Genomic DNA, 26586 nt, shown 5'->3' on the forward strand with positions numbered 1-26586 from the left:
CACGGCTCGGAGGTCGCCCTATGACCGAAACGGTTGTTCCGTCCGTCCCCGTCATTCCGCAGACGCGGGAGCCCGGACGCCTCTGGCACACATTCTGTGACATGAACACGGTCCGCAAGGGGCCGGAGTTCACGGTGGCCCGCGCCGAGGGCGTGTGGCTCTGGGACGAGAGCGGGGATCGGTACCTCGACGGCACGGCCAGCCTCTGGTACTGCAACGTCGGCCACGGTCGGCCGGAGATCGCCGAGGCCGTGCACCGACAGATGCTCACCCTGGACGCCTACACCGTCTACGGGGACTTCGCCAACCAACCGGCGGTACGGCTCAGCGAGCGACTGGCCGCGCACGCCCCCGTCGTCGATCCCCGGGTGATCCTCACCTGTGGTGGCGGGGAGTCCATCGACACCGCGGCCAAGCTGGCCCGTCGCTATCACGCGGTCACCGGGGCCCCGGAGAAGGTCCACCTGATCAGCCGCACCGGTGGTTACCACGGCCTGAACGGGTTCGGCACCAGCGTCATCGGCATGGAGCGTTTCCGCGCCGGGTACGGGCCGCTGATCGAGGACGTGTCGGTGGTCCCGCACGACTCGGCGGCGGCCCTGGAGGCGGAGATCCTGCGGGTGGGGCCCGAGCGGGTGGCGGCCTTCTTCGCCGAACCGGTCATCGGCGCGGGCGGGGTGTACGCGCCGCCGCAGGGGTACTTCACGGAGGTGGCCCGGATCTGCGAGCGGTACGGGGTGCTGTTCATCGTGGACAGCGTCATCTGCGGGTTCGCGCGGCTGGGGGACTGGTTCGGCATCGAGCGGTTCGGCGTGCGGCCCGACATGATCGTCTTCGCCAAGGGCGTCTCCAGCGGCTACCTGCCCTTGGGCGGCGTGGTGGTGAGCGGCCGGGTGGCCGACCCGTTCTGGTACGGGGAGGGACACCCGTTCCTGCACGGGACCACCTACGCCGGACATCCCACCGCCTGCGCGGCGGCCATGGCCAACCTCGACATCCTGGAGCGCGAGGACCTGTTCACGGTCTCCCTGGAGGTCGAACGGCAGCTGGACGGGGCCCTGCGCACTCTGGCCGACCACCCGCTGGTGGCGCAGGTCCGCGCCGGCACCGGTGTGATGGGCGCGGTGGAGCTCACCGAGGAGACGCTGACCGGGCGGGGGATCACCACGGCGGAGGTGTTCCTGGAGGCGCGGGCGCGCGGGGTGATCCTGCGGGCGGTGCCCGACGCGCTGCTGGTCTCACCGCCGTTGATCATCACCTGGGAGCAGATCGATCACCTGGTCTCCACACTGTCGGCGTCCCTGGACGCGGTGGCGGCGCGCCACTAGGGCGTACGCGGATCCGTGCGGGCGGGGCCCCGGGCCCCGCCCACACGTGTGAGCCGTCCCGGAATCATCGCCTTCTGAAGTATTTTCCTTGGAAAAGACTTTCCCGTGCGGCCATCGTCGGGTAATGTTTTCTGGGAAGATACTTCTTTATGGGGTGGTTGCCGGAGGGCGAGGGCATCCCGAGCGACAGGGGGCGGACCATGACCGCACGACCGACCGAGGACGCCGTTCTCACCGAGGACGACCTCATCACGGCCTGGGGTCTGCTGCACGAGGCCATGAACAACGTGCAGCCCCGACTGCTGCGCGGCATCACCCCCGACGGCAAGGACATGGCCGGCCCCTGGTTCGAAGTGCTCATACGGCTCCAGCGCACTCCCGGGCACCGGCTTCCGATGAGCCGCCTGGCCCGCGAGGTCAGCCTGAGCACCGGCGGCTTCACCAAGCTCGCCGACCGCCTCGAACGCGAGGGGTACCTCCAGCGCGAGAACTGCGCCTCGGACCGGCGCGTGGTCTACGCCGTCCTCACCCCGGAGGGACTCGACTTCATCCGTCGGGTGCGCGTCAAGCACGTCGAGCGGTTGCGCGAGCACGTGCTGGGCCCCTTGGGTGAGGACGGGGTGCGCACGCTGTCCTCGGTGGCGCGGACGCTCCGTGACAGTGCCACCTGTTGATCGTGCTCATCGATGGAAACGCTCGGTAGTCGATTCGGCTGTCCGGGCGCCGCTCCGTCCGTACGAAAGTACGGAAAACGTCCCACCGGCCGTCGTTCCCGTGTAGGTTGGCGGATGTTCGAGGGCTCCGTGGGGCGGGGCCCCAACGGGAGGCCCGGGGGGAATCATGGGACTGTTCACCACTGCCGCTCAGATGAGGCCGATCCCCCGGTCGACCCGCTTCGTCAACGGCGCCGTCTCCTTCTGGTTCCGCGAGATCGGTCTCCCCGAGCGCAGGGACCCCCTTCCCGGCAGCGCCGACTACGACGTCTGCGTGGTCGGTGCCGGGTACACCGGGCTGTGGACCGCGTACTACCTCAAGAAGGCCCGGCCCGACCTGCGCGTCGTCGTTCTCGAACGCGAGTTCGCCGGCTTCGGCGCCTCGGGGCGTAACGGAGGGTGGCTGTCGGCCGAGTTCGCCGGCTCCCGTGAACGTTACGCGGAGTCACACGGCAAGGGTGCGATGATCGCCCTCCAGCGCGCCATGATGAGCACCGTCGACGAGGTGATCTCCGTCGCCGAGACCGAGGGCATCGACGCCGACATCGTCAAGGGCGGCATGCGCCTGGTCGCCACCAACGCCGCCCAGCGCGACCGGATGGTCGAGGACATCGAGTACCTCCAGGAGTGGGGGTACTGGCCCGACGACATCCACCTGCTCCCCGACGACCACGGGTCTCCCCTCGCCGTGCACGAGGCCGTGGCCTCCGCCTACTCCCCGCACGCCGCGCGCGTGCAGCCCGCCAAACTCGTGACCGGGCTGGCCCGGGCGGTGGAGGCCCTGGGCGTGACCATCTTCGAGGGCACCGCCGTGGAGGAGATCCGCCCCCGGCAGGGCGCGGCGCGTCCGGCCGTGGTCACCGAGCACGGCACCGTCTACGCCGACCACATCGTCCGCGCCACCGAGGGCTTCACCTCCACCCTGCGCGGCCAGCGCCGCGAGTGGCTGCCGATGAACTCCTCGATGATCGCCACCGAGCCCATCCCCGCCGAGGTGTGGGACAAGATCGGCTGGGAGGGACGCGAGGTCCTCGGCGACACCGCGCACGCCTACGTCTACGCCCAGCGCACCGCCGACGACCGCATCGCCATCGGCGGCCGGGGCGTGCCCTACCGCTTCGGTTCGGCGCAGGACAAGGACGGCGTCACCCAGCCCCAGACCATCGCCGAACTCTGGCGCGCGCTCACCCGGATGTTCCCGGACGTGGCCGACGTGCCGGTCGAGCACGCCTGGTCGGGCGTCCTGGGCGTGCCCCGCGACTGGTGCCCGAGCGTGCACATGGACACCGAGAGCGGCATCGGCTGGGCCGGCGGGTACGTGGGCAGCGGTGTGGCCACCAGCAACCTGGCCGGACGCACCCTGCGCGACCTCGTCCTGGGCCGGGACACCGAACTGACCCGCCTGCCCTGGGTGGGGCACCAGGTGCGCGGCTGGGAGCCCGAGCCCCTCCGCTGGGTCGGCACCCAGGTCATCTACGGGCTCTACCGCAGCGCCGACCGCCGCGAGTCCAAGACCCCCGAGGAGAAGGCGCACACCTCCCGCCTGGCCGGCCTGGCCACCCGCATCGCCGGCCGCTGACGGAACCCGGATCCCGTCAGGTTTCCCTGACAGGCCATGACTTTTGAACGGTGTTCGAAGTCATGACGAGGGTTCCCGTGGTGCCCTTCTCCGAGCTCATCGACAGACCCGGGGCGACCACGGCCGAGCCGGCCGCGTCCAGGGCCGCGAACCGTGACCGCGTCGGCGCGACGCCGACGACCTCGGCCGGCGCGACGTCGACGCCGACCGTCGGCGCACCGAGATGGTCGCCATCGCCGTGCGGGCGCGTCCGGTACCTCGTCGACGAGGAGCGGCGGTCCGTGTGGATCGAGCGGGCCGGTCCCCGCCACCCCGAGAGGCACGGAGTGGGGGCGTGGCGCCGAGGCCGGTGTGAGGATGCTCGCGCCGGCCCTCTTCCGAACCGGCTTGCATAAATTTGCAGCAGTGTGCATGATAGTTCAGTCATCGAGAGCGAGGGGAGCACCATGGGTTACAACGCGGCGATCGCCGGGGCCAGTGGATACGCCGGAGGTGAGGTGCTCCGCCTGCTGCTCGACCACCCCGAGATCGAGATCGGCGCCGTCACCGCCGCCAAGAACGCCGGGACCCCGCTCATCGCCCACCAGCCGCACCTGCTGCCCCTGGCCGACCGGATCCTGGCGCCCACCGACATCGACTCCCTGCGCGGCCACGACATCGTCTTCCTCGCCCTCCCGCACGGTCAGTCCGCCGACATCGCCCAACGGCTCGGCGACGACGTCCTCGTCATCGACTGCGGTGCCGACTTCCGCCTGGAGGACCCCGGCGCCTGGGAACGCTTCTACGGCACCCCCCACGCGGGCACCTGGCCCTACGGCCTGCCCGAGCTGCCCGGACAGCGTGAGCGGCTCACCGGGGCCAAGCGCGTCGCCGTCCCCGGCTGCCACGTCACCGTCGCCACCCTCGCCCTGTTCCCCGGCCTGGCCGAACAGCTCGTCGAGCCCGACCTCACCGTGGTCGCCGTCACCGGCACCTCCGGCGCCGGCAAGGCCCCCAAGCCCAACCTCATCGGCAGCGAGGTCATGGGCGCCCTCACCCCCTACGGCGTGGGCGGCGTCCATCGCCACAACCCCGAGATCGTCCAGAACCTCACCGCGGTCACCGGCGAACCCGTCAAGCTCTCCTTCACCCCGGTCCTGGCACCCCTGCCCCGCGGCATCCTCGCCACCTGCACCGCGCCGGTCAAGCCCGGCGTCACCGCCGAGCAGGTGCGGGCCGCCTACGAGACCACCTACGCCGACGAGCCCTTCGTCCACCTCCTGCCCGAGGGCACCTGGCCCAGCACCGCCATGACGCTCGCCGCCAACACCACCCTCGTCCAGGTCACCGTCGACCCCGACGCCGGACGCATGGTCGTCGTCGCCGCACTGGACAACCTCACCAAGGGCACCGCCGGCGGCGCGATCCAAAGCGCCAACCTCGCCCTCGGCCTGCCCGAGCCCACCGGCCTCCCGCTCGCCGCCGTGGCTCCCTGAGCACTGGAAAGGCACAACGTGAGCGTCACCGCACCCCTCGGTTTCCGGGCCGCGGGCGTCAGCGCGGGCATCGGAGAGGAGGGTGTCCGTGACGTCGCCGTCCTCGTCAACGACGGCCCCTCCCGGGCGGCCGGGGCGGTCTTCGGCACCGATTCCGACCGCTCCGCCCCCGCCCTGTGGTCCCGCCAGGTCCTCGCCGGGGGCCGGGTCCGCGCCGTCGTCCTCAACTCCGGCTGCGCCAACGTCGACACCGTCCCGCTCGGCTTCCAGGACGTCCACGCCCTGGCCGAGCACACCGCCGTCGCGTTCGACGACTCCGCCGCCGAGATCGTCCTGTGCGCGGTCGGCCCCGTCGGCGTCCGGCCGCCCCTGGGCCGGCTCACCGGCGGCGTCACCGCCGCCGTCGCCGAACTCTCACGAACCGGGGGGCTGACCGCCGCCGACGCCGTCCGCACCACCGACACCGTCGTCAAGATCGTCTTCCGGCGCGGCGCCGGCTACACCGTCGGGGCCATGGCCAAGGGCCCCGACCCCTCCCTGTCCACCGGCCTGTACGTCGTCACCACCGACGCCGAACTGGCCGCCGACCGGTGCCGGGACCTCATCGCCACCGCCGCCGCCAAGACCCTGCCACCACTGACCGGCCCGGCCGACACCGCCCTGCTCATGGCCGGCGGGGCGGCCGGCGTCGCCCCCGACGAGGAGGCCTTCGCGGCCCTGCTCGCCGAGGTGTGCGCCGACCTGGCCGCCCAGATCGACGCCGACCCCGCCACCACGGAGCACGAGAACCGCACATGATCTCCCGATCCACCGACACGGGCAACGCCCAGGCCCAGGCCATGGACAAGGCCGCCAACCTCATCGAGGCCCTGCCCTGGCTCTCCCGATTCCACGGCCGGACCGTCGTGGTCAAGTACGGCGGCAACGCCATGATCAGCGAGGAACTGCGCGCCCGCTTCGCCGAATCGATCGTCTTCCTCTACTACGCCGGACTGCGACCCGTCGTCGTCCACGGCGGAGGCCCCCAGATCAGCGCCATGCTCGACAAGGCGGGGGTGGAGTCGACCTTCACCGCCGGGCTCCGGGTGACCACCGATGAGGCCATGGACATCGTCCGCATGGTCCTCACCGGCCAGGTCAACCGCGAGATCGTCGGGCTGATCAACCGGCACGGCCCCTTCGCCGTCGGTATGTCCGGTGAGGACGCCGACCTCCTGGTCGCCGAACGCAAGAGCGTCCGGGTGAACGGTGAGACCGTCGACATCGGCCGCGTCGGGGAGGTCACCGAGGTGAACCCCGGCGCCGTCGCCGCGCTCATCGCCGACGGCCGCATCCCGGTCATCTCCAGTGTCGCCCGCGCCGACGACGGCGGCGTCTACAACGTCAACGCCGACACCGCCGCCTCCGCGCTCGCCGTCGCCCTGAACGCCGACAAACTCATCATGCTCACCGACGTCGAGGGCCTGTACGCCGACTACCCGGCCAACACCGAGCTCATCAGCCGCCTCGACGTCGACGAGCTCACGGCCCTGCTGCCCAGCCTCTCCTCGGGCATGCTCCCCAAGATGGAGGCCTGCCTGACCGCCGTCCGAGGCGGCGTCCCCCAGGCCCACATCATCGACGGCCGCGTGCCGCACTCCCTCCTCCTGGAGGTCTTCACCGACCAGGGAGTCGGCACCATGGTCGCCGACGAGGAACTGGAGGCGGCCCTGCTCTCCGGCGACCGACCGCGCCCCTCGTACCCCCGCGACACCCGTACCGACGACACCCACGGAGGCAGGCCATGACCGGCTCCGAACTGCGCGAGCGCTTCGCCGCCTCGCTCATGCCCAACTACGGCGTCCCCCGGATCGCGCTCACCCTCGGGCGCGGTTGTGAGGTCTACGACGTCGACGGCCGCCAGTACCTGGACCTCATCGCCGGAATCGCCGTCTCCTCCCTGGGCCACGGACACCCGGCCCTGGTCAAGGCGGTCGCCCACCAGGCGGCCACCCTCGCCCACACCAGCAACCTCTTCGTGCACGAACGCGAGGTCGAACTCGCCGAACGCCTCGTCTCCCTTCTCGGCGGCGACGCCAAGGTCTTCTTCGCCAACTCCGGCACCGAGGCCAACGAAGCGGCCCTGAAGCTGGTCAAGCGCGCCGCCGGCCCCGGCCGCCACTACTTCGTCGCCGCCGGCAAGGGCTTCCACGGCCGCACCTCGGGATCCCTGGCCCTCACCGGAAAGGACGCCATCCGCGAGCCCTTCGGTCCCTTCGGCATGGACGTGCGCTTCGTGCCCCACGGCGACCTCGACGCCCTGCGCGAGGCCGTCGACACCTCCTGCGTCGCCGTGTTCGTCGAAGCCACCCAGGGCGAGGCCGGCGTCGTCCCCGCGCCCGAGGGGCACCTGGCCGGTGTCCGCGAGATCTGTGACGCCACCGGCGCCGCCTTCGTCCTCGACGAGATCCAGAGCGGCATCGGCCGCACCGGCGCCTGGTTCGCCCACCAGTCCGCCGGGGTGCGCCCCGACGTGCTCACCCTCGCCAAGGGCCTCGGCGGTGGCCTGCCCATCGGCGCCTGCGTCGGGTTCGGCCGCTACGCCGACGCCTTCCACAAGGGCGACCACGGCTCCACCTTCGGCGGCAACCCCATCGCCTGCGCCGCCGCGCTCGCGGTCCTCGACACCATCGAGGCGGAGGACCTGCTCGCCCACACCACCGTGATGGGCGAGCTGCTCGCCGAACGCCTCGACGCCATCGATCACCCGCTCCTGGCCGGCCAGCGGGGCTCCGGGCTGTGGCGGGCCCTGATGCTCACCGGGCCCCACGCCGCCCACGTCGAGGAACAGGCCGCCGTCCGCGGCTTCCTCGTCAACGCCGTCGCGCCCGACACCATTCGGATCGCGCCACCCCTGGTCATCACACCCGAACAGATCGGTGTGTTCATCGAGGCCCTGCCCACCGTCCTGGACGCCGCCGAGGCCGCCGCAATCAAGGAGAACCAGTCATGACCCGGCACTTCCTGCGCGATGACGATCTCACCCAGGCCGAGCAGACCCGGGTCCTCGACCTCGCCGACGCCATGAAGAAGGACCGCTTCGAGCATCGGCCCCTGGCCGGTCCGCGCACGGTCGCCCTCCTCTTCGACAAGCCCTCCACGCGCACCCGGCTGTCCTTCAGCGTCGGGGTCGCCGACCTCGGCGGCACCCCGCTGGTCCTGGAATCGGGCAGCACCCAGATGGGTCGGGGCGAACCCCTCGCCGACACCGCCCGCGTCCTGGAACGCCAGGTCGCCGCCGTCGTCTGGCGCACCTTCGCCCAGAACGACCTGGAGACCCTCGCCGCCGACATCTCCGTGCCGGTGGTCAACGCCCTCACCGACGACTTCCACCCCTGCCAGATCCTCGCCGACCTCCAGACCGTCCGCGAGCACAAGGGCACCCTGGCCGGGCTCACCCTCGCCTACCTCGGCGACGGCGCCAACAACATGTCCCACTCCTACCTGCTGGGCGGCGCCACCGCCGGACTCCACGTCCGGATCGGCGCCCCCGAGGGATACCACCCCGACCCCGAGGTGCTCGCCCGCGCCGCCGAGATCGCGCGGACCACCGGCGGCTCGGTCACCGTCACCGCCGACCCCCACGAGGCCGCCGTCGGAGCGGACGTCGTCGCCACCGACACCTGGGTGTCCATGGGTCACGAGGACGAGGCGGCCGTCCGGGAGGCGCCCCTGCGCCCCTTCATCGTCGACGAGGCGCTCATGGCCGTCGCCGCCTCCGCCGCGATCGTCCTGCACTGCCTGCCCGCCTACCGGGGCAAGGAGATCTCCGCCGGGGTCATCGACGGACCGCGCAGCGTCGTCTGGGACGAGGCCGAGAACCGCCGCCACGCCCAGAAGGCCCTGCTCGCCTTCCTGCTGGAGCACGGCGACGCGGTGGAGGACGGGCGACGATGACCGCCGACGGGGGCACCACGGCCCCGATGACCAAGGCGGCGCGGCACGCCCGCATCACCGAGGTGCTCACCCGCGAGGACATCCGTTCCCAGGGTGAACTGGCCAAACGGCTCGCGGAGACGGGCGTCCAGGTCACCCAGGCCACCCTGTCCCGAGACCTGGACGAACTCGGCGCGGTCAAACTCCGCACGGCCGCGGGGCACCTCGCCTACGTCCTACCGGGGGAGGGGGGCGAACGCCTCCAGCGCACCCGCCCCGACAGTCTCGACCTGGCCCAGGTCTCCGGTGCCCGGCTCACCCGCCTCGCCGAGGACCTGCTGGTGGCGGCGGAGGCCTCCGCCAACATGGTCATCGTCCGCACCCCGCCGGGCGCCGCGCAGTACCTGGCCTCGGCCATCGATCACACCGACTTCCACGCCATCCTGGGTACGATCGCCGGAGACGACACCATCCTGGTCATCTCCCGCGACCCCCAGGGCGGAGAGGAACTGGCCGCCGCGCTCCTGCGCCTGGCCGACCGCCGGCCCTAGGACGTGTCCGGTGGGCGCTCTCGGGCGGTCCGGCGTCCACGCCGATCGACCCGAGCCCGGAACGAACCGAACACGTCCCGGCCGCGCCCGCGCGCACCATCGACGGGTGCGGGGCCACACCGGTCCCGCGCCCCTTCCACCATGAGGAGAACCACACCATGGCCGACCAGCCCGAGGCGCTGCGCCTGTGGGGAGGCCGCTTCGAGGGCGGACCGGACCAGGCTCTGGCCCGTTTGTCGCTGAGCACCCACTTCGACTGGCGCCTGGCCCGCCACGACATCGCCGGTTCGCGCGCCCACGCCCGGGCGCTGCACCGCGCCGGACTGCTCACCGACGACGAGCTCGACCGCATGATCGACGGGCTCGACCGGTTGGAGACCGACGTCGCCTCGGGCGTCTTCACCCCCGTTCTCGAAGACGAGGACGTGCACACCGCCCTGGAGCGCGGGTTCATCGAACGGGTCGGCCCCGAACTGGGCGGGCGGCTGCGCGCCGGACGCTCCCGCAACGACCAGATCGCCACCCTCATCCGCATGTACCTGCGCGAGGAGGCGCGCGCGATCGCCGCCGACCTGCTGGACCTCGTGGGCGCCCTGGCCGACCAGGCCGCGGCCCACCCCGACGCCTCCGTGCCCGGTCGCACCCACCTCCAGCACGCCCAGCCGGTGCTGCTCGCCCACCACCTCATGGCGCACGCCTGGCCACTGGTGCGCGACATCGAACGGCTCCGTGACTGGGACCGCCGCGCCGCCGTGTCCGCCTACGGCTCCGGCGCGCTGGCCGGCTCCTCCCTGGGGCTGGACCCCGAGGCGGTCGCGGTCGAACTCGGCTTCCCCACCTCGGTGGAGAACTCCATCGACGGCACCGCCTCCCGCGACGTCGTCGCCGAGTTCTCCTTCGTGACCGCGATGATCGGCGTGGACCTGTCCCGCCTGTCGGAGGAGATCATCCTCTGGGCGACCAAGGAGTTCTCCTTCGTCACCCTCCACGACTCCTTCTCCACCGGGTCGTCGATCATGCCCCAGAAGAAGAACCCCGACGTCGCCGAACTGGCCCGCGGCAAGGCCGGTCGCCTCGTCGGTGACCTGGCCGGGCTGCTCACCACCCTCAAGGGGCTCCCGCTCGCCTACAACCGCGACCTCCAGGAGGACAAGGAACCGGTGTTCGACGCCGTCGACACCCTCCACCTGCTGCTGCCCGCGATGACCGGCATGATCGCGACCCTGACCTTCCACACCGACCGCATGGCCGAACTCGCTCCGCAGGGCTTCTCCCTGGCCACCGACATCGCCGAATGGCTGGTGCGCGAACGGGTCCCCTTCCGGGAGGCGCACGAGATCGCCGGCGCCTGCGTGCGGGTGTGCGAGGAGCGCGGCATCGACCTGCCCGACCTGGACGACGCCGACTTCGCCGCGATCTCCCCGCACCTGACCCCGGCGGTCCGCGAGGTGCTCACCGTCGAGGGCTCCCTGGCCTCCCGCGCCGGCAGGGGCGGGACCGCGCCGGTCCGGGTCGCCGAACAGCTGGACCGCCTGCGCGCCGTGATCGACGAGAACCGCAAGGCCTTCGTCTGACCCGTCCCGACCCCGACCCCGACCCCGACCGCACAGGGCGCCTCCCGATCTCCGGGAGGCGCCCTCGCCGTTCCCCGAGCCTGGAACGGGGTGCCTCTTTCGTCGTTTCCCCGTCGTCCCCTTCCCCGTTGCGATAGCGTCCTGATTCTGCGGGTGCCGCTCCGTGCCCTCCCCTGTGCACACGGTGACGATCCGCACTGGAGCCACACCGAAGCGGTGCCCGCGACCAGTCCGTGGGAGGAGCGCAATGGGGAAACCGGGAGGCAGGCGCCGCGGTATCAGGGCGCAGCTCAACAAGATGGTGCTGATTCCCAGCATCACCTTCCTGGCCCTGTTCGTCCTGCTCAGCATGGCCACCCTCGCCCAGGCGGTATCGCTGCGCTCGGCCGTGACCGAGGGCCGGGCCGGCGTTCAACTCGTCACCGCGCTCACCCGGCTCCAAGAGGAGCGCCGTCTCGGCGCCGCGTACCTGGCGGCCCCCGACGCCTCCTCACGGCAGGCCCTGGTCGACCACGCCCACGTCACCGACGAGGCCGTCGACATCGTCCGCGACCTGCGCGGTTCGCTCGGCGATCGGGACGATCCCGCCACCGTCGCCCTCACCGACGACTTCCTCGCCTCACTCGACGCCGCCGCCGGGGCCCGGACCTCGGCCCTCACCGACCCCGGTTCGGCCGACGCCGTGCTGGACGACTACACCACCGCGATCCACCAGGGCATCCGCCTCTACTCCGGCACCGCCCGCGCCATCGACGACGGACGGGCCGCCGCGGCGGCCGCCGCCACCGCCGACCTGTTGTGGGCGCAGGAGGCTTTCAGTCACGCCGACGCCCTGGTCGGCGTGGTCGCCGCCCGCGGCGAACTCACCCGAGACGACCAGACCCGGGTCGCGGCCCTGCTGCACGACGCCCGGCGGCGACTGGACACCGTCGACCCCGGTGAGGACCGGGACGGGGCGACACCCGCCACCGTCACCGAAGGGGCCGACTGGAAACGGCTCATGGAGATGGGCGACGCCCTCGTCGCGCACGAGGCGCCCACCTCCCTGGACCCCCTCACCGGCGAGATCGTCAGGGACACCTCCCCACCCGACGGGTCGGCCGACTGGCGCGACGGTGCCGACCGCGTCAACGCCGACCTGAGCGCGCTCACCGCCCGGCGGGCCGGTGACGTCGTGACCGTCACCGAGGCGGCCAGCGCCTGGATGCTCAGCCTCTCCCTCGGGGGCGGCATCACCTCCCTGTTCGCCGGCACGGTCGCCTACGGCGTCGCCGCCCGCTCCGCCGGCCGCCTCACCTACCGCCTGGCCCGGCTGCGCGCCGAGAGCCTGGGGACCGCCCGCGTCGACCTGCCCCGCATCGTCCGCCGCCTGGAGGCCGGGGAGAGCGTCGACCTGGACGCCGAGATCAAACAGCTCGACCACGGCGACGACGAGGTCGGCCAGGTGGCCGACGCCTTCAACATCGCCCAGCGCACGGCCGTCGAGGCCGCGGTGAAACAGGCCGACCTGCGCGCCGGCGTCAACCGGGTCTTCCTCGGGATCGCCCACCGCAACCAGTCCCTGGTCCAGCGCCAACTCCAGCTGCTGGACCGGATCGAACGCGAGGAGGACGACCCCGACCTGCTGGAGGACCTCTTCCGGCTCGACCACCTCGCCACCCGGGGCCGCCGCCACGCCGAGAACCTCATCATCCTCGGCGGTTCCCGTCCCGGCCGACGCTGGCGTCAGCCCATCCCGCTGATCGACATCCTGCGCGGCGCCGTCTCCGAGACCGAGGAGTACGCCCGGGTCCGCCTCATCTCCGTCCCCGACCTGGCCCTGACCGGCGCGGCCGTCGCCGACGTCATCCACCTGCTGGCCGAACTCGTCGAGAACGCCACCGCCTACTCTCCTCCGCACACCGAGGTCGCCATCTCCGCCGGCTCCGTGCCCAAGGGGGTGGCCATCGAGATCGAGGACCGCGGGCTCGGCATGACCGAGGACGCCCTGACCCGGGCCAACGGGACCCTGAGCGAGGCGCCCGAATTCGACGTCATGGCCCCCGGCACCGACGCCCGCCTCGGCCTGTTCGTCGTCGCCCGCCTCGCGGTCAAACACGACATCCAGGTCGAACTCCGGCCCTCGCCCTACGGCGGTACCCGCGCGGTCGTGCTCATCCCCGGAGGGCTGTTCACCGCGGTCGGCGGCGCCGCCCCGGTGCCCGAACGCCCGCGCGTCACCCCGCGCCGCTCTCCGCGCGGGTCGAGGGCGATCGACCGCGACGGCGCCTCGGCGGTCGGGGACGCCGCCGGCCCCGTCGACATCCTCATCGCCGAGGACGCCGACGGCGTCGTCCGGCCCCGCCCCCTTCTACGGCCGGTCCCACCGCCCGAAGGGCACGAGGACGACCCCGGACGCCGCGCCCCGCTGTTGCGCAGCGTCCCCGTGTCGCAGACGCCGTCCCCGCCGCAGGACACCGAACGCGTCGCCACCGAAGGAGACCGACCCGGCCTGCCCCGGCGCAGGCGGCAGGCCAATATCGCCCCCCAGCTCAAGCGAACACCCGACCCGGAGGCGGAGGTCGAGGGGACGGCGCCTCCGCGTCCGACCCCCCGCAGTCCGGAACAGGCCCGCCGCATGATGGACGCCTTCAGCGCGGGCACCCGCAAGGGCCGTGCCGCCGACGTCGACGGAGACGACGGGCAGCGGTACGACAGTCATCAGGTCGGTGCGAGCACCGACGACCACAGGGGAGAGAACGACTGAGATGGTGGGCATGAGCAACGCCACGGACAACCTCGACTGGCTCTTGGACGACCTGGTCGACCGCGTCGTCGGGGCCGCGCACGCGATCGTGCTGTCGGCCGACGGCCTGCTCCTGGGCCGGTCCCGAGGACTGCCACCGGAGGACGCCGAACACCTGTCGGCCTTGGCCTCCGCGTTCCAGAGCCTGGCCCGGGGCACCGGGCGGCACTTCGGCGGCGGTGACGTCCGCCAGACCGTGGTGGAGATGGAGCACTCCTATCTCTTCGTCACCGCCGCCGGGACCGGCGCCTGCCTGGCGGTCCTGGCCATGGAGGACGCCGACGTCGGCCTGGTCGCCTACGAGATGAACCTGCGGGTCAAGCGGGTCGGCCAGTTCCTCACCGCCGCGCCCCGCCGGCCCGGCGAGCTCACCGCCACCGGGGGTACCGGATCATGACACCGCAGGAGGGACGGCGGGGGCGGGCCGCCCGACGCCCCGCCATGCCCTGGTACCCGGGACGCGGACATCCCACCTCGGAAGGGCCGTCCAGCGGCCTGTCCCCGGGGGAGACGCCCGAGGGCTCCCTGGTCCGCCCCTACACGATGACGCGCGGCCGGGTCCGCCCCACCGGGACCGGACCCCGCCTGGACCTCATCACCATCGTGGTGACCGCCCGCGAACGGCGCGAACACGCCCTGGAACCCGAGTGTCGGGCCATCCTCGATCTGTGTCGCAGGCCGATCTCGGTCGCCGAGATCTCCGCCCGGCTCGACATCCCCCTCACCGTGGTGAGGGTGCTCCTGGGCGACCTGCTCGCCGACGGCGACATCCGTACCCGGGCGGCTGTGCCCGCCGCCCGGCTCCCCGAGAAGAAAGTGCTTCAGGCGGTACTCGATGGCATCCGCAGACTCTGACACCAGGCCGGGGGAGCCCGAGGCGATCCCGCAGGCCGTCAAGATCATCATCGCCGGCGGTTTCGGCGTCGGTAAGACCACCATGGTGGCCTCGGTCAGCGAGATCACCCCGTTGAGCACGGAGGAGGTGATGACCGAGGCCGGCTACGGCATCGACGACACCGAAGGGGTGGAGGAGAAGACCACCACCACCGTCGCCCTGGACTTCGGCCGGATCACCGTCAGCCCCGACGTCGTCCTCTACCTGTTCGGCACCCCGGGGCAGAACCGTTTCTGGTTCATGTGGGACGAACTCGCCGAAGGCGCGCTGGGCGCGGTGGTCCTCGCCGACACCCGGCGCCTGGAGACCTGCTTCCACGCGGTGGACTTCTTCGAACGCCGTGGGGTGCCCTTCGCCGTCGCGGTCAACCGGTTCGAGGGGGCCACGGACTACGAGACCGAGGAGGTGCGAAAGGCCCTGGACGTCGCTCCCGAGGTGCCGATCCTGCTCGCCGACGCCCGCGACCGCGGTTCCTGCCGGGACGTGCTGGTCGCCCTGGTCACCCACGTCATCCGCGGCCGTAGCCCCGCCCTGAGCGGGTGAGCCCATCGGGGTGGTACCCCGCCCCACCGATGGGTGATCGATCCGGTGTACGTTCGGGAGACACGCCCGTGGATATGACCTGGAACGCTACAATGGCGCGTCAGTGACACCGCTCAGATCGGGCACCCCATCCGCCTCTCATCCTGAATCCTGGTATGCGAAACTCTGATCGACTTCCCCCGCGCGAACTGCCCAAGCGGCGGTCCGGCCGCCATCGGAACCCGCTGTCCTTCGACGATTGGTTCGGCACCCCGACCCTCATCATGGCGGTCCCGGGCACGGCCGAGCAGGCCCGTGGCGTCGGCGGTGAGTCGATCGGCGCCCGCATGGCCGACCTGGTCCGCGCCTACCGGCCCGAGGTGACCATCCGCCACGGTCACGTCGAGGGCGACGAGGAGACCCTCACCGAGGCGCTCACCGATCTGAACGCGGACGGGGAGCGTCCGCTGGCGGCCGTGGTCGTTCCGCTGGTGACGGCCCCGCACGCCGGGGTCTCCGCCGCCATCGACGCGTCCGTCCGGGCCTCCGGGATCAACGTGCGCGTCACCGAGGGTCTGGGCCCGCATCCCATGCTCGCCGAGGTGCTGCACCTGCGCTTGGCCGAGGGCGGTCACGTGCGCGCCGACCGCATGCGCCTGATCAGCGTCGTGGCCCGGGACACCGGTATGGCGGACGGTGTCGTGGTGGGCGCCGTCGGTGGTGAGAGCGCCGTGGGCGCAGCCGGCGTGACCGCCGTCCTCCTGGCCGCGCGCCTGGGGTTGACCGTACTGCCCGCCGACCTGGAGAACGAGGCCGCGCTGGAGCAGGCCATCGGACAGCTGCGCCAGGGCGGCTGCCGCCGCCCGGTGATCGCTCCCAGCGCTCTGGGGCCGGAGCTGCACGCCGACCTGTCGGCGACGGCAGAGCGGCTCGGTGCCCGCCTGGGCACCACGCTGGGCGCCGACGGCCTGCTCGGCAAGATCGCCGCCCTGCGCTACGCCGAGATCCTCAACTCGCTGGGCGTGGAGCAGCCGCCGACGGCCGATCAACTGCCCGCGCCGGTCGGTTCCCGACACCGGCCGGAGGCCTGAGGGCGGCGACACGCCGTGGGGTGAGGCACGTTCGAGGGGCCGTCCGCTTCGGTGGACGGCCCCCTTTTCGTTTCCAAGGGCTTCGACCAGGAATTTCAAGGGGATCCGGCGGGGTCTCCGGGCTCTTTCCCGCTCCGAAGACAACTCGTAGTAATCATTCGACAACGTTCAGCCATGATTGTTCGATAGCCTCGGCACGACCGAAAGCCGCCGGGGCCCTCTCGTGAGGCCCGGCACACGCACAGGCTGGAGGGGCCATGCGCAGAACCCGAGTCAAAGCGTCCACGATCCGTGGGCAGCTCAACCGCATCGTCCTCGTACCGAGCCTGTGCTTCCTGGCTCTGTGGCTCATCGTCGCCGCCGTCGGCACCGTTCAGGCCGTCCACCTCATGGGCGTCGTCGCCCAGGCGCGCGAGGGTACCGAGGTCTTCTCCGAGGCCGTCCTCGAACTGCGCGCCGAACGCCGTCTGAGCCTGACGCACCTGGGCCGCACCGAGGCCGGCGCCACCGTCGACCCCGACGAACCGCGCGCACAACGCGAACGGACCGACACCGCCGTCACCGCGGCCCTGGACCTCGCCGAACACCTGCGCGGTATCCGCGACGACGAGGTCCGGCGCAGCGCCGACGCCTTCATCACCTCCGCCGAGGAGGTGGCCGCGCTGCGCACCGTGCTCGACGACGGCTCCGCCGTCCAGGAACAACTCCTCGTCGGCTACGGACGGGTCATCAACGACGCCACCGCCGTCACCACCGCCCTGGTGCACACCACGGACGGCGGCGACAACCTCACGGACGCCGTCCTCACCAGCGAGCTCCTCGGCGCCGCGGAGGAGTACTCCACCGCCGACGCCCTCTTCGCGGGGGTCATCGCCCGCGGCGGGATGGGTTACGAGGAGACCGCCCACTTCACCTACCTGACCGCCTCCTACCGGGACACCCTCGGCCGGACCGCCGACGTCCTCAGCCCGGGGGTGCGCTCCCTCCAGGAGGAGATGACCGCCACCGAGGAGTGGTCCCGGGCCGAGGAGATCAGTCGACAGGTGGTCACCCGACCGCCCGGGGCCCCTTCGTCCCCGCAGCGGAACGCCGTCATCGACGTCGACGCCGCCCGGTGGGACGAGTCCTCCGGCGGCTCCGTCGCGCTCATGGACGACCTCGCCCGAGCCCAGAGCGATCGGACCGTCGACCTGGCCTGGAACGCCGCACTCGCCCAGGTCTCCCTGGGAGTGGCCGCCGCACTGCTCTCCCTCGTCGGCGGTGTCATCGCCATCAGCGCCATCGGCCGGTCCTCCCGACGTCTCACCGACCGCCTCACCCTCCTGCGCGAACGGGTCATGGAACGCGACGACGACCTGCCCGACATCGTCGACCGGGCCCAACGCGGGGCCCGCGTCGACGCTTACGAGGAACTGCCCCCGCTGGACGGGTTCGGCGACGACGAGATCGGCCAGGTCGCGGAGGCGTTCGACAGCGCCCAGCTCACCGCCGTCGAGGCGGCCGTGCGCCAGGCGGAGATCCGTCGCGGCGCCAACAAGGCCTTCCTCGGCATCGCCTTTCGCAACCAGAACCTGGTCCAGCGCCAACTGCGGCTGCTCGACGAGATCGAGTACGACGAACAGGACCCCGAGGCACTGGGCCGACTGTTCCGACTCGATCACCTCACCACCCGGGCCCGCCGGTACGCCGACAACCTCATCATCCTCGGCGGCGGCCAGTCCGCCCGCCGCTGGCGCCAACCGCGCCCGCTCGTGGACGTACTGCGCGCGGCCATCGCCGAGACGGAGGACTTCGAAAGGGTCCGGCTGACCTCGGCGCCCCGGGTCCTCATGCACGGTCAGGCCGTCGCCGACATCGTCCACCTGCTGGCGGAGCTGATCGAGAACGCCACCCAGTTCTCCCCGGCGGGCGCCCCGGTCGACGTGGGGTGCGGACCCTGCCCGGACGGACTGCTGGTGGAGGTCGAGGACCGGGGCCTGGGCATGTCCGAGCACGGCTACGAACAGGCCCGGCGCACCCTCGCCCGGCCGCCGGAGTTCGACGTCATGGCGTTGCCCGACGACCCCAGGCTGGGGTTGTTCGTCGTGGCGCGCCTCGCCGAGCGGCACGGCGTCCGCGTGTGGCTGGAGCCTTCGCCCTACGGGGGCACCCGTGCCATCACGCTCATCCCCCGGGGCCTGCTCGAACCCGCCGAGATCCCGATGGCGGCCGGCCCCCGCGGTGTGGTCCCGGCTCGCGCCGAGGTCCCGCCGGAACGGTCGGCCGCCCGACCGGCACCGGCGGCGGAACCCGCCGAGCAGGGACTCGTGGACGACGTGCGGCGGGCCTTCGGGATCCTGCCCGCCGACGCCCCGGTCGAGGCCGACCTGTTCACGGCGCCCCCGATGACGCTCGACGCGTCCCCCGGGGACCCGGGTGGGCGTTCGGCGGCCGGCGCGCACGTCGTGTTCGACGGTCGTCCCGACGGTGCCGGTCCGCACGCCGCCCACCCCGACGGGGCCTTCGCCGAGGGCGATCGGGGTGCCGGTCCGCGGCCGATCGCCGATGGGGCCCACACCGGCGCGCACGGCGTGTTCGACGCGCGTTCCGCCGCCTTCGGTGCCGACGACCCCTTCGGTGGAGTCCCCGAGCCCGGCCCGAGGCCGATCGCCGGGCGGGAGACCCGTGTCACGGGCCCGCAGGCGGCGTTCGACGTCCACTCCGGCCGGACCTTCGAAGGCCACGGCACCGGTCCGCACGCGATGGTCGTCCCGGGGGAGCCCGACCCGTCCGGTGACCCGGCCTCCGCCTTCGACGGTCACCCCGACGAGGAGGGGGAACGGCGGCGCGTCCCCGGCGAGCCGGGCGTGCCCGCCCACCGCACCGACCCTCCCGCGTCCGCGCAGGAACCACCGTGGGACGTGCGCTGGGGGCACACCGGACCGCAGGCGATCCTCGATTCCGGTGCCGTCCGTGGTCATCCCATCGGGCCCGCCCACGACGGGGGACCGCGTCCCGTCCCCGACCTCCGGGCACCGCACGGTGCCTCGGACGGACCGGCCGGCCCCTGGAACGGTCATTCCGGCGAGCCCACCGAACCCCTTCCTCACCTGGCGACCGACCGGCCGGACCCGTGGGCCGATCCGTTCGCGGGGGAGCGGAGCACGAACGGGCGAGAGGGCGGACACCCCGCCCCCCGCCGCGACCTGCCACCCGGGTTCACCGGCCCCCGGCCCGTGCCACCCGGGCGCGAGCGTCCCACCGGCCCGGTCGGCCGGCACGGGGAGGGCGCACCGACCGCCCCCTTCGCCCTGCCCGACGGTGCCCTGCCCGCAGGGCGACCGGAAGCCGCGGATCAACGCGGCGCACCGCCGCCCCTCCCCGCGGAACAACGTTCCACCGGCCCCCAGGACGTTCGGCCGGGCGACGACCACCTCTCGGACTCCGGTCGGCTTCCTCTGCCCAAGCGCCCCGGGCCCGGGGAACGGGGCGTCCCCCGCGTACCGGCCCCCACACCGCCGGGAGGACACAGTGAGCCATGAGGGACGCCGGGCCGCCGCCCGGCACGAAAGGGGGATCGCGGACGGGGCCCCTGTGGACCAGGCCGGACCCGATCGGACGGAGGAGCGGTTCCTGCGCCCGTTCGCCGTGGCCGCCGGAGACCCCGGCGGCCCGGCCTCCGGCGGCGACCTCGCACCGCTCGACCTGCTCACCCTGGTCGTGGCCGCGCGCACCCCGGGACGGAACGAGTGGCTGCGCCCCGAATGCGGGACCATCCTCCGCCACGCCCTGCGGGCCCGCACGGTCGTCGAACTCTCCGCCGAGGTCAACCTTCCCGTCGGACAGGTCAGGGCCATGGTCGCCCGGATGATCGCCGACGGTTCGCTGCAACGCTGCGGACCCTCGCGCCCGCTGGCCCGCAAGGACATCCTCCACGCCGTCCTCGTGGGTCTGCGCTCCCTCTGATCCCGCCCCGCCTCGCGGACGAATCCCCCCGGGCCCTCCCCGCGCACCGCCGGGCGCTCGCCGGCCCGGTCCCGGACCCGCACCGGCCCGGACCCGAAGTGGCCCGGTGGCCCGGCTCGTCTCCCGGCACCGGGTGCCCCCACCGACGTGATCCCCGTGTGCGGCGGTCCGGCGATCGATTTCCCGATCCCCATGCTCCTCGCAGGTCACTCGGGTGTTCACACCGGTGCGAACACCCGAGTCCGACCGGCTCGGGGATTCATCCTCGACCGAGTGGGAAGACCACGGGACCGGAGACGCGGGCGTGTCGGAACAGGGTTGTCCACAGGTTCGAGAGCACCCTGGTCTCGGCTCCCGGTACGGCCCAGCATGAGAAAGAGAGCCGGAAGGGCCGGGACGGTCCCGAGCCGCCCCGGCCGGAGGCCACCATGTCCTTGACCCGCCGGACCGTACCGTTCCTCGCCGTGACGCTCGCCTTCGTGCTCACGGCGGCCACCACCGCCACCGCTCTACGAGGGGGAGAATTGGACGGCTTCAGCATCGGGCGTCTGCCCGCCGCGATCGACGAGGAGACCTCGGTCTCCGACTTCGAGTACGAATGGGGCGACGTGTCCTTCACCAGCAGGGTGTGGGAACGCGCCAGGGACGGGGGCGGTTTCGAGGTCGTCCTTCAGATCCTGGTCATGCGCGGCGCGTCGCTCACCGACCTGGACGCTCTGCACGCCTTCCTCGCCGAGTACCACGAGCGGTCCCCGGACGAGTGGGACCTCGCCCCGTTCGACAACGGTGACGTCCCCGCCCTGCACGGAGACACCGAGGCGTTCTGGACGCCCGCGACGGGGGTGGGCGTCGAAGTGCGCGACGCCTTCGGAATCCTGGGACAGGAGGAACTCCTCGCCACGGCGCGGGGGATCACCTTCGGCGATCCGGCCTGAGGGACGCTCCGGACCCCCGGGCCGGACCGGGGGTCCGGACGCACGCGGGCCCCGGGCCCTACGGCCTCGGGGGATCCGCGTGCGGTCGATGCCCGATCCGGCTCAGCAGCCGTCCAGGACCGCGCGCAGCGCGCTCTCCTCATCGGGGTCCACGCTCAGCTCCCACACGTGCTTGACCTCGATCCACGCGGCCGCGTACTCGCAGTGCGACGACTCCAGCGGAGGCATCCACTCCGCAGGGTCGGAGTCGCTCTTGGAACGGTTGCTCGAAGCGCTGACCGCCCACAACTGGGGGGAGGACTCCAGGTCGTTGGCGAACCGCTCCCGCTCCTCGGTGCTCCACGCGTGCGCGCCCGAGCGCCACCCCTCCTTCAAGGGGACCATGTGGTCGATGTCGATGTCCTGTGCGTCGGTGAAGGTCTCACCGTCGTAGTCGCTGTACCAGGAACCGGAGACGGGCTTGCAGTCGTCGTCCGTCTCCACGTTCTCCCCGGAGCGCATCAGCACCACCTGACGGGTGCTGCACCCGTCCTGCACGTTGGAGGTCCAGTGGGGGAACATCGCGCGGTCGTAGCCGGGCGGGTCGTTCTCCGCCTCGACGCGCAGTTCGTCGAGCATGGTCCGGGCCTGCTCGACGGACAGGTCGCCGGAGGGGGCGGAGGCGCCGCCGCCGTCCCGTGGGCCGTCGGCCCCTTCCTCCATTCCCAGGTCGATGATCCCGAGCTGGTACAGGACGAATGCTGCGACGGCGATCACGCCGACCACGGCGGAAACGATCCCACCGAGTTTCGACGAGGACTTCTTATCGGCCATGAGGGAACTCCACGAGCAGGCAACCGGTGCACCGTCGGGGGACGGCGCCGTCACCAGCTTGTCGCATGTCCGGGCCGTGCGGAAACATCTCGCCGGTTCGGGTTCGTCTCGATCCGTCCGGTCGGCCCCCTCGGAGGGAACGGGCGGACCGGGCGGGGAGAGGACCGGTCGGGGTCTCGGGAGACCGGGAACGGCGGGGGAGGAGCACAATGGGAACGGCGCGGTCGAGGGGACCGAAGGAGCGGCCGGGGCGGTGCCGGGAGGCCCCGCCCGACGAGGGCGTGAACCGGAGAGGACTCAAGAGGCGAGGAGATCGAACACGAACGACCCCACCAGCAGCGCACCCACACCCGCGCCGTACGCCCACGCCCGCCGCCGGTCCGGCAGATCCCGCGACACGCGCCACCCGTACAGGACCGTCCCCGCCACCACCAGCGCACCTTCGACCACCGCCGCCGCCACCGGCAGCTCCCACAGCCCCAGGCCCAGCAGGGGGAGGCCGCCCACATCACCGGGCAGCACGTGCATGTCGGGGCGGTGCACCAGCAGATCGAGCAGCCAATGGGAGAACACCACCCCGCCGATCACCCACCCGGCGTCGGCCCCCCACCGCCGACGCAGGAACAGGTGCACCAGCGATCCCACCACCACCGCCAGGATCACGTTGGAGACCAACGAGTGGGAGAACGGCGCGGTGATGAGCAACGAGCCGTAACCGCTCAGTCCGGGCTCGGCGGGGTCCAGGCTCTCCAGACCCATGACGGACAACGGCGCGAACACCAGGTCCGGAGCCTGCGAGGCCACCAGCAGCGCCGCCATCGGTATCCCCGGACGCCATGCCTTGACGATCCCGGCCACCCCGAAATGTCCCGCGAACATCAGGCCCCACCCTTCTCATCCCTGTGCCGTCTCTCATCGCGTCCGGTGCCGTCCGGCCCCGTCCCGGACCGTCCAAGGACATCGGTGCCCGGCCACTCCCGGTAGGCCCGGACGAACCCTTCCACCAGCAGCCCGAAGCTCTCGTCCACGTTCACCGGCAGGCCGAACCCGCCCTGTGTCTCCAGATCCACGAACCCGTGCAGCGAGCTGCGCATCGCCCGGATCGCGTGGACCGCCCGATCCTCGCCGATCCCGAAACCGCGCAGCACCGCCGCCAGCACCGCGACCGGATCGGTGGACAACGTCACGTCCGGTGTGGCCAGCCCGGGCAGCCGTTGCAGAGCGGTGTACCGACCGGGGTGGGCGTGGGCGTAGTGGCGGTAGGCGTCGGCGAAGGCCCGCAGCGCGTCCGCGCCGGACCGTCCCACCGTGGCCCGCTGCACTCGTTCGCCGATCTCGTTCGCGCCCAGGATCGCCACCTCGCGCCGCAGTCCGGGCAGCCCGTCGATGTGCTTGTACAGGCTGGGCACGGCCACGCCGAACCGTTTGGCCACGGCGGCCAGGGACAAGGCCTCGAAGCCGTGTTCGTCGCTGAGACGTGCCGCTTCGGTGACGACCAGCTCCGGGGTGAGCCCGACCCTAGGCATGCGCCCGCACCTCCTCGATCAGTTCCTTCAGCACCGGAACCACCAGGTCGGGTCGCTGACTCTGGGGGTAATGGCCGCACTCGGGCACCATCACCACCCGGCCTCCGACGACCGAGCCGACCCAGGCGGCCTCCGCCGCCGGGTCTTTCCAGTCGGGGTCCAGCTCACCGCCGATCACCACGGCCCGGGCGCGCAGTCCCTCCGCGGTCAGCACCTCATCACCGGGCGCGTAGATGGTCGCGTGCACGGCGCGGTAGCGGTCGGCGGGGCGCAGCATGGCCAGGACACGGTCCAGTTGCTCCCGATGACCCTCCGGCTTCCGACCCCGGTGGAGACCGTCATAGAAGCCGGTCAACAGTCGTGGACCCCACGGACGCAGCAGCATCAGCCGCTGGGCGATCCGGACCACCGCGTTCGGGCTCGGGCTGCGCAGGAAGGCGGCCATGGGAACGATGCCGGCCACCAGATCGGGACGCTCCAGCGCGGCGATGGTCACGGCGGCGCCGCCCAACGAGTTGCCGACCATGACGACGTCCTCGCCGTCCAGTTCCTCCGCCAGGGCGATGGCGTCGTCGGCCGCGGCGCGGTTGGTGTGGTCGTCGAAGGTGGCGTCGCTGTCCCCGTGCCCGCGCAGATCCATGACGGCGACACGGTGTCCGGCCTCGGCCAAGGCCTCGCCGACGAATCGGAAGGACGCCCGGTGATCGAACATGCCGGGCACGCAGACCACCAGGGTCCCGGCCCCGTCGGCTCCGTACAGGTCGTAGGCGATCCGCCCCTGAGGTCTGGCGAGGTACCGCACGATGTCTCCTCCGTTACGCAAGCTCATGCCCATAGCCAGAAAGCTAATACTATTAGCCAGCGTCGTCAAGGCCCTCCCCGCGCAAGACTTTCGGGAGCCGGACGGGCACGCCCGTGACCAGAGCCGATAGCGTGGCGGTGAGGAGAAAAAGGGGTGAGCCCCTACCCGGGCCGACCTACACTGCAAGGCAGATCGGGCCTCGGGCCCGCCTACACGATCAGAGAGCAAGCACAGTGACCGACATCATCGACGAACTCCAGTGGCGCGGCCTCATCGCGCAGACGACCGACCTTGACGTACTCCGCAAGGCGATCGCCGATGGTCCGATCACCCTGTACTGCGGCTTCGACCCCACGGCGGGAAGCCTGCACGTGGGTCACCTCACCCAGATCCTCACCCTGGCCCGTTTCCAACAGGCGGGACACCGCCCCATCGCCCTGGTCGGCGGCGGGACCGGCCTCATCGGAGACCCCAAGCCGAGCGCCGAGCGCCGGCTGAACTCCACGGAGACCGTGCTGGGGTGGGTGGAGTCGCTGCGCGGCCAACTGTCGGCCTTCCTTCGGTTCACCCCGCAGGATGAGAACCCGCGGCCGAACGACGCGATCCTGGCCGACAACGCCGAATGGCTGAGCGGTATCAACTCCATCGAGTTCCTGCGCGACGTGGGCAAGCACTTCAGCGTCAACCAGATGCTGGCCCGAGAGACGGTCAAGAGCCGCCTCGACGGAGAAGGCATGAGCTACACCGAGTTCAGCTACGTGCTCCTCCAGTCGTACGACTTCGTCCAGCTCTACCGGCGCTTCGGGTGCACGTTGCAGACGGGCGGCTCCGACCAGTGGGGCAACATCACCGCGGGCCTGGACCTCGTCCGCCGGATGGACGGCAACGAGCCGCACGGCCAGGCGCACGCCCTCACCACCAACCTGCTCACCAAGGCCGACGGCACCAAGTTCGGCAAGACCGAGACCGGCACGGTCTGGCTGGACCCGGAGTCGACCTCGCCGTACGCGTTCTACCAGTTCTGGTTCAACGCCGACGACCGTGACGTGATCCGCTACCTCAAGGTGTTCAGCTTCCGCTCCCGTTCGGAGATCGAGGACCTGGAGCGCCAAACCGAGGAACGCCCGCAGGCCCGTGCGGCCCAGCGCGCCCTGGCCGAGGAGCTGACCACGCTCGTGCACGGTGCCGACGAGTGCCGCAAGGTCATCGACGCCAGCCTGGCGCTCTTCGGCCGTGCCGAGCTGTCCGAGCTCGATGGCCGCACGCTGGAGGCGGCCCTGTCCGAGGTGCCCAAGACCGAGGTCGCCGGTCCGGTGGCCGAGCTGCCGACGGTGGCGGACCTGTTCGCGCGGAGCGGTCTGACCCCGAGCAAGTCGGCCGCGCGTCGTGCCATCCAGGAAGGCGGCGCCTACGTGAACAACGTGAAGGTCACCGACGTCGAGGCGAGGCTCACCGAGGCCGATGTCCTCCAGGGGAGGTTCGTCGTCCTGCGCAAGGGCAAGCGCAACATCGGCGGTGTGGTCCTGGCGGGCTGACGGCCGGTGTCCGACCGAGGGTCGGATCCGACGTGACGATGGAGGGGTCGGTGCCTTCGAGGGGCCGGCCCCTCGTCGTGCGCCGTGGGGAGGGCGGAGAATTTGCCCGACCATGAGTGTTTCGTCAGGGAATCTTCAGGGCAAGAACCCGGTTGTCCAGTGACAACGGCCGACACGCTCCCGCTGTGGGGGGCAGGCCCCCAGGACCCGAAGACGTCGCCCACAGGGGCGCCAGGTTCCCGGTTCGACACCCGACCGGGGCCATGGCTTGACGTCCTCGCTCTCTTCCCCTATAGTCGGACGAGTCGCTACGGGACGGCGAGACCCCTTCTGGGAGTGCTCGGAACCGGACCGTGAACAAGCGCCATACTCTCTCCACTCCCGATCGGGCGTCACGGGCATGTGCCCGGAGGCGGTAAGGTCGAGAGGTCGCCCCGAAAAGGGCGAAGGAGATACACCGGGATTCTTCACTCCCGATCGGTTTCCTTTCCGGAAAACGCCGATTTGGCGGGACACGGAAACGCTGATAAAGTGAAGGCACAACAAAGCGGAAACGCAAACGTCTTCCACGGAAGAGCACGAGCGGACCTTCGAGGTCCGGG

At 71.8% G+C, this 26586-nt stretch carries 23 protein-coding genes; 19 read left to right on the forward strand and 4 right to left on the reverse strand.

All coding sequences use genetic code 11. From position 1 onward, the window contains the following. Window positions 1–101: 101 nt before the first annotated feature. The 18 genes from PWG71_RS23250 (at window position 102) to PWG71_RS23335 (ending at window position 21308) form a co-directional block, all read left to right on the forward strand. Window positions 102–1328 (forward strand): aminotransferase family protein, encoded by a 1227-nt coding sequence (locus PWG71_RS23250; protein ID WP_274812070.1) that lies wholly within the window; start codon window positions 102–104, stop codon window positions 1326–1328. A gap of 200 nt (window positions 1329–1528) precedes the next feature. Further along, window positions 1529–2002 (forward strand): MarR family winged helix-turn-helix transcriptional regulator, encoded by a 474-nt coding sequence (locus tag PWG71_RS23255; RefSeq protein ID WP_274812071.1) that lies wholly within the window; start codon window positions 1529–1531, stop codon window positions 2000–2002. Between the two features lie 166 nt (window positions 2003–2168). Next, the gene (locus PWG71_RS23260; RefSeq protein WP_274812072.1) at window positions 2169–3620 is read left to right on the forward strand and encodes an NAD(P)/FAD-dependent oxidoreductase; all 1452 of its coding nucleotides are present in this window, start codon (window positions 2169–2171) and stop codon (window positions 3618–3620) included. Between the two features lie 446 nt (window positions 3621–4066). Beyond that, the gene (argC, locus tag PWG71_RS23265; protein WP_274812073.1) at window positions 4067–5095 is read left to right on the forward strand and encodes an N-acetyl-gamma-glutamyl-phosphate reductase; all 1029 of its coding nucleotides are present in this window, start codon (window positions 4067–4069) and stop codon (window positions 5093–5095) included. An 18-nt stretch (window positions 5096–5113) separates the two neighbouring features. Beyond that, a complete protein-coding gene (locus PWG71_RS23270) occupies window positions 5114–5893 on the forward strand; it encodes a bifunctional ornithine acetyltransferase/N-acetylglutamate synthase (protein ID WP_274812074.1) in 780 nt (259 codons plus the stop codon). Next, window positions 5890–6882 carry an acetylglutamate kinase gene (gene argB, locus PWG71_RS23275; protein WP_274812075.1) on the forward strand — a complete coding sequence of 331 codons (993 nt, stop codon included), beginning with the start codon at window positions 5890–5892 and terminating at the stop codon, window positions 6880–6882. Before PWG71_RS23270 ends, argB begins: the two co-directional genes overlap by 4 nt. Then, window positions 6879–8087, forward strand: a complete 1209-nt coding sequence (locus PWG71_RS23280) for an acetylornithine transaminase (protein ID WP_274812077.1) — start codon at window positions 6879–6881, stop codon at window positions 8085–8087. Before argB ends, PWG71_RS23280 begins: the two co-directional genes overlap by 4 nt. Then, a complete protein-coding gene (argF, locus tag PWG71_RS23285) occupies window positions 8084–9031 on the forward strand; it encodes an ornithine carbamoyltransferase (protein WP_274812078.1) in 948 nt (315 codons plus the stop codon). The genes PWG71_RS23280 and argF overlap by 4 nt, the downstream gene beginning before the upstream one ends. Further along, window positions 9028–9561 carry an arginine repressor gene (locus PWG71_RS23290; RefSeq protein ID WP_274812079.1) on the forward strand — a complete coding sequence of 178 codons (534 nt, stop codon included), beginning with the start codon at window positions 9028–9030 and terminating at the stop codon, window positions 9559–9561. The genes argF and PWG71_RS23290 overlap by 4 nt, the downstream gene beginning before the upstream one ends. 158 nt (window positions 9562–9719) lie before the next feature. Continuing rightward, window positions 9720–11135, forward strand: coding sequence for an argininosuccinate lyase (gene argH, locus PWG71_RS23295; RefSeq protein ID WP_274812080.1), 1416 nt, complete (start codon window positions 9720–9722; stop codon window positions 11133–11135). 247 nt (window positions 11136–11382) lie between these two features. Then, window positions 11383–13881, forward strand: coding sequence for a sensor histidine kinase (locus PWG71_RS23300; protein ID WP_274812081.1), 2499 nt, complete (start codon window positions 11383–11385; stop codon window positions 13879–13881). A gap of 1 nt (window position 13882) precedes the next feature. Further along, on the forward strand, window positions 13883–14317 hold the full coding sequence (locus PWG71_RS23305) for a roadblock/LC7 domain-containing protein (protein ID WP_274812082.1): 435 nt from the start codon (window positions 13883–13885) through the stop codon (window positions 14315–14317). After that, complete coding sequence (locus PWG71_RS23310; RefSeq protein ID WP_274812083.1) at window positions 14314–14775, forward strand: DUF742 domain-containing protein; 462 nt, start codon at window positions 14314–14316, stop codon at window positions 14773–14775. Before PWG71_RS23305 ends, PWG71_RS23310 begins: the two co-directional genes overlap by 4 nt. Further along, window positions 14756–15358, forward strand: coding sequence for a GTP-binding protein (locus PWG71_RS23315; RefSeq protein WP_274812084.1), 603 nt, complete (start codon window positions 14756–14758; stop codon window positions 15356–15358). The genes PWG71_RS23310 and PWG71_RS23315 overlap by 20 nt, the downstream gene beginning before the upstream one ends. Before the next feature lie 155 nt (window positions 15359–15513). Next, complete coding sequence (locus PWG71_RS23320) at window positions 15514–16428, forward strand: sirohydrochlorin chelatase (protein WP_274812085.1); 915 nt, start codon at window positions 15514–15516, stop codon at window positions 16426–16428. A 257-nt stretch (window positions 16429–16685) separates the two neighbouring features. After that, on the forward strand, window positions 16686–19949 hold the full coding sequence (locus PWG71_RS23325) for a sensor histidine kinase (protein ID WP_274812086.1): 3264 nt from the start codon (window positions 16686–16688) through the stop codon (window positions 19947–19949). Next, window positions 19939–20373: a DUF742 domain-containing protein gene (locus tag PWG71_RS23330; RefSeq protein WP_446725085.1), complete on the forward strand. Its 435-nt coding sequence runs from the start codon at window positions 19939–19941 to the stop codon at window positions 20371–20373. Before PWG71_RS23325 ends, PWG71_RS23330 begins: the two co-directional genes overlap by 11 nt. A gap of 428 nt (window positions 20374–20801) precedes the next feature. Beyond that, on the forward strand, window positions 20802–21308 hold the full coding sequence (locus PWG71_RS23335; protein ID WP_274812087.1) for a hypothetical protein: 507 nt from the start codon (window positions 20802–20804) through the stop codon (window positions 21306–21308). Window positions 21309–21410: 102 nt separating this feature from the next. Here the strand turns inward: PWG71_RS23335 and PWG71_RS23340 are convergent, their stop codons facing one another. The 4 genes from PWG71_RS23340 to PWG71_RS23355 form a co-directional block, all read right to left on the reverse strand. Next, window positions 21411–22121 carry an HNH endonuclease family protein gene (locus tag PWG71_RS23340; protein WP_274812088.1) on the reverse strand — a complete coding sequence of 237 codons (711 nt, stop codon included), beginning with the start codon at window positions 22119–22121 and terminating at the stop codon, window positions 21411–21413. A gap of 297 nt (window positions 22122–22418) precedes the next feature. Next, the gene (locus tag PWG71_RS23345; RefSeq protein ID WP_274812089.1) at window positions 22419–23000 is read right to left on the reverse strand and encodes a permease; all 582 of its coding nucleotides are present in this window, start codon (window positions 22998–23000) and stop codon (window positions 22419–22421) included. Next, the gene (locus PWG71_RS23350; protein WP_274812090.1) at window positions 23000–23647 is read right to left on the reverse strand and encodes a TetR/AcrR family transcriptional regulator; all 648 of its coding nucleotides are present in this window, start codon (window positions 23645–23647) and stop codon (window positions 23000–23002) included. The genes PWG71_RS23345 and PWG71_RS23350 overlap by 1 nt, the downstream gene beginning before the upstream one ends. Next, window positions 23640–24449, reverse strand: a complete 810-nt coding sequence (locus PWG71_RS23355) for an alpha/beta fold hydrolase (RefSeq protein WP_274812091.1) — start codon at window positions 24447–24449, stop codon at window positions 23640–23642. Before PWG71_RS23355 ends, PWG71_RS23350 begins: the two co-directional genes overlap by 8 nt. 233 nt (window positions 24450–24682) lie before the next feature. On the opposite strand from PWG71_RS23355, the gene tyrS reads away from it, so the two are divergent. After that, window positions 24683–25984 (forward strand): tyrosine--tRNA ligase, encoded by a 1302-nt coding sequence (gene tyrS / locus PWG71_RS23360; protein ID WP_274812092.1) that lies wholly within the window; start codon window positions 24683–24685, stop codon window positions 25982–25984. Window positions 25985–26586 lie beyond the last annotated feature (602 nt).

The sequence above is a fragment of the Nocardiopsis sp. N85 genome, from assembly GCF_028882275.1.
In the GTDB taxonomy this organism is placed as follows: Bacteria; Actinomycetota; Actinomycetes; order Streptosporangiales; family Streptosporangiaceae; genus Nocardiopsis; species Nocardiopsis lambiniae.